The sequence below is a fragment of the Acinetobacter sp. genome, from assembly GCF_041911495.1.
Taxonomy (GTDB): Bacteria; Pseudomonadota; Gammaproteobacteria; order Pseudomonadales; family Moraxellaceae; genus Acinetobacter.
Genome location: NZ_JAYROT010000069.1, coordinates 1 through 4,313, shown reverse-complemented (window position 1 = coordinate 4,313; position 4,313 = coordinate 1). Strand labels below are relative to the sequence as shown.

The 4,313-nt window shown below is 41.4% G+C and carries 3 protein-coding genes; all 3 read right to left on the bottom strand.

Annotation, left to right across the window (positions count from 1 at the left end):
• Nucleotides 1-251: 251 nt before the first annotated feature.
• The gene (locus ACE3PQ_RS09320) at nucleotides 252-3,167 is read right to left on the bottom strand and encodes a M16 family metallopeptidase (protein WP_374297196.1); all 2,916 of its coding nucleotides are present in this window, start codon (nucleotides 3,165-3,167) and stop codon (nucleotides 252-254) included.
• 167 nt (nucleotides 3,168-3,334) lie between these two features.
• Nucleotides 3,335-3,808: a hypothetical protein gene (locus ACE3PQ_RS09315; protein WP_374297194.1), complete on the bottom strand. Its 474-nt coding sequence runs from the start codon at nucleotides 3,806-3,808 to the stop codon at nucleotides 3,335-3,337.
• Nucleotides 3,805-4,313, bottom strand: a 509-nt coding sequence (locus tag ACE3PQ_RS09310; protein ID WP_374297192.1) for a hypothetical protein, incomplete at its 5' end; no start/stop codon positions are given. The genes ACE3PQ_RS09310 and ACE3PQ_RS09315, both read right to left, overlap by 4 nt.

Sequence of the window (4,313 nt, the reverse complement as noted above, 5' to 3'; positions counted from 1 at the left end):
GGTCAGCTTCTGTTTTTAGGTTTTTGGCAAATTCTTTAGCTAATGCCAACATTGCTTCATCTTTCATGGTAAACACCTGTGTTACCCCCAACAACGTTGAGGGATAGTTTAAGCGTTTACACAGTTTTATTTACAGTCTCTAGTTTGCTAAGCAATCTCAACCCATTTATAGGTATAGAAAGAACTTTTGTTTTAAGCATTCGAGCGACTGAAACGCACTACTCACAGTGCGTTTCAGCATTTCCCCACGGTCACTTTTTTTCTTGCACCACTGGCTGACCATATTGATCCGCCATCACCTCGACGAACTGATCGAGTTTGATATATTTTTTGATCGCCGCATTCACATCTTTGACAGTTAGCTTAATGATTTCCTGATCACGCTTGGCACGATCAATCATACTTTGATCATTCTCAAGTTGACCGTTCAGCATCCGATGCACGATACGATCATCCTCTAGCATGGTCACACGTTGCTTCATGATGTCGGCTTTTGCAGATGCAAGCTCTTGTTCGGTAATGCCCTTTTCCAAGAGCTCTTTGAGCACTTGATGCACCGCTTGGCTAACCTGTGCAGAACGCCCTGTAGTATAGTTTGCACTGATGATTAATTCACCATTTTCCTTTTTGCTGTGCAGTTGCAATGGACTGCCAAAGCCATAGACCAAACCATTTTTCTCTCGGAGCTCTTTTGCCAAACGAGAGGACAACTGCGAATCTCCCAAAATATGCGCAAATACGATCAACGCAGGCGCATCTTGATGATAAATCCCCACTGGGACATTGAGGGTACTTTGATAAAAACCAAATTCACGCTGTTCAGACAAGGCATGGACTTGCTGAGCGCTTAACTTTTGATAATCTGGCGCAACCGCTTCAAAAGGTTGTTTGCTTGACCAGTTTTGAAAAGCATCTTTAATATCATCTTGCATTTTCTTGGCATCAAACTCGCCCGTCACCGAGATGCGAGCATGGTTCATGGCAAAGTATTGCTGATAAAATTGTTGGATTTGTGCATTAGTGACTTGTTGAAGCTGCTGCTCAGCAACTTTTGGCTCGAAGTGATAACGCAAATCACCGGCTGGATACTGCTCAGTCAAACGATCTAAAGTCAGGCCTGCCACAACTTCAGGTTCGGTATATGGACGATCTAAAGACTGCAAAGATTGCGCTTTGATCAGATCAAACTCAGTCTGACTAAATGCAGGCTTTTTCAGTAAATCCACGACAAAATCGAAATACTCAGCAAAGTTTTCTTTATTCGCTGAGATGGTGATTTCAAAGCTATTTCTCTGAGCTTGCACATTCGTTTGCCCATCTAGCTCGATGTTTTTATCCATGATCTGTTGCAGGCTATACTCTTTTGAGCCGCGCAAGGCTTTTGAACCACGCAATAATAAATAAGCGGTTAAATCAATCACACTACTTTGATTCATTAAAGAAGTTGCATCACCAAAATCTACATCAATGGTCGCATAGATTCGATCGTCTTTAGTCGTTGTAGGATAGAGCGCATACTCCATACCATTGCGTAATTTTCCACGTTGGATTTTCTTTTCACTGATGCCGAGCTTCTGTGCTGAGGCTTTGACATAGTTGGCGATCTGCGCTTGATAGACACTCGGATCAAGTAGCGCCGTTTCGGCTTCACTGACAGGTGCAAGTGTTTCCACTTTTTCTTCTTTCTTTTCAGCCAATTGCTGTGCTTTCTTTTGATCTTCTGGTGTTGGCAAAATGGATGCGGTCACTCGATGCTTCGGAGTTAAAAACTGAGTCAAAGTTTGATTGACTTGCTCAAGTGTTAAAGCTTGTACCGCTTTTTCATCGACAAAAAGCCGTTGCCAATCGCCACGTTCACTCACGATATAGCTCGTTAAAGCATCACCTAGCTCTGTTGCACTTGCCATCATTTGACGCTGTTCATTTTTCAGCATATTTTTTACCCGTTGCAACTCTGCTTGGGTAAATTGTTTAGGCTTTTCCGCCTCAGCCGTCAGCGTGCTATCGACTTTTTGGGCATCTTGACTCGGAGCATAGACTGCGCCGAGAAAGACCAAATTAAAATCAGGCTCAAGCCATGAGCTCGCAAAGACATCTGTACTGACACCAGTTTTCACCATATTTTGATAGAGCTGTCCACTTGGTTGCATGGTATATAAATACGGTACTAATGCTAAAGCAGGTTGAATCTTTTCATTGGCACCATTTAAGTAAATGTGAAACTGCGCCAAATCACTGCCCTTTTTCACAGCATAATGGCGTGTGGTGATTTGCGTTGAATCTAAAGTGGGTACAGTTGCCGATGGTGCAATCTGCTTGGACTTTAATGGTGAAAAATGCTGATCAATACTGGCTAAGACTTTGTCGCGATCAAACTTACCTGTGATCAATAGCACCGCATTGTTTGGCGCATAATAATCTTGATAAAACTTCTCTAGTTCGGGCATTTTGATCGACTTTAATTCTTCCAAATCCCCAATCGGTAGACGCCCTAAAGACTGATTGCCATAAGCAGATTTCCACATTTGATCAAGCAACACAGAGAATGGTTGATCAAGCCGAATTTCACGCTCACGACGTACGATTGCGATTTCCGCAGGGACGTATTGTTCTTTGAGCACTAGCTTATCCATGCGCTCTGCTTCAAGCTCTAGCACTTTATCTACGGCATTTTGCTCGGGACGTATGTAGTTGGTATAGCGTGTCGAATAGTATTCGGTACTGGCATTATTACTCAGCGTGTATTGATCGAGCTGTCGTTGATAGCTTTCCCCTGCGATGTTCTTTGTCCCTTTAAATGCCAAGTGCTCAAGTAGATGCGCCAAGCCACCTTTACCCTGCGGATCATTCAAAGAACCTGTGAAGTAAATGGTGTTCATATAGACTGTATTTTCTTTTTGATTCGGCCCAAGGACGATCCGCAAACCGTTATCGAGTTTGTATTCGCTGATCTCTTGTTCAGATTTGACTAAAATCGGTTTTGCGAAAAGCTGTTGCCCGATCAAGACTGTCTGTACAAATAAGAATGCGCACGCCAATACTAACTTTCTCGATGAGAATTTCTGCTTCTTGTTTTTTTGGTTTTGCACTGCATTGTGTTGATTATTTTGTTTTGCAGTGCTTGTAGATAGGTTTTGAGTTAATACAGGTTGAGCAGATAAAGTCATAGATCATCCAAAATTTTTAATTACTTACGCAGAATGCCGTCGTGCAATACTTACGACACTAGACATTTGATATTCTTTTTATTATTCAATTTTTTTAAGTGTTTTCAGTAGCTTTTTTGCAATTTATCTTTACGATCAATAAATGTTGATTGCTAAGGTTCCAAATATCACGGATAGATCTTTTTACTGGCAATTTCTTTGAATTTATCTTGATCTACCACATAGTATACCGTTTCACAATGTGCTTGATTGCCATCACGTGTTCCTGTTGCAACGACGAGCCGACTCTTGAGATCAAAGACGATATCATTCGCTGTGTAGCCTTTTGCTTTGTGATAACAATCGCCAAAAGTTTGTCCAAGCATAAAGCTTTGTCCAGTTTTTGCATTGTAGGCAAGCGCGGAGCTACACCCGCCACCACAGCCAAAGACATGCAAGACATATTGCCCTGCAAAGTTTGGCTGTTGCTGTGAGATTTCTTTGAATAAAGTGCGGTATTTTTTGCTTTTGTTGTTCAATTTTAAAGCTTGGTTTTTACCTGTATATTCAACTGTCGAATAATCTTTGGATTGTGGAGTGGCACCAACCATTGAAGATACACCAATCATACCAATGCTCAAAAGATAATAATGCTTTCTCATTCTCTAAACCATGGATCACGACGATCCTCTTCAGATTTGTCACAACGCTCATTCCAATCACGAATCAAGCGATTATAATCGTACAATGCATCTTTATATTCTTGGTAATTGATATTGTAATTCAACTGAGCGGTTTCTCTTGAATATTCTGTACTCGACTGCACGTGATCCGCCCAATAATCTATATCGTCCTTTTCTTCATCTAAAATTTCCTCACTTTGAACTAGCTCACGTTTTAAAGATTCACATGCCTCCATCACTTGCTCAAGCTTCATACTGGCTTGTTTATTTTCCTGATATTCTTCGTTCAAATCCCCAATATCTCTCAAGGCATAACCTTGGCTAAGCCAACGATCAATCATGTCTTGTGTAGGGCTTATCACGCCATATGTTAAGTACTGTCGTGCTTTGACTTTATTAATGGAAGTCCCAAGTAGACCTTCTGAATAAATTTCATACACTTCCGCTTGTGCATCACGGTCACCTCGTATTGCAGCAGCTTCAT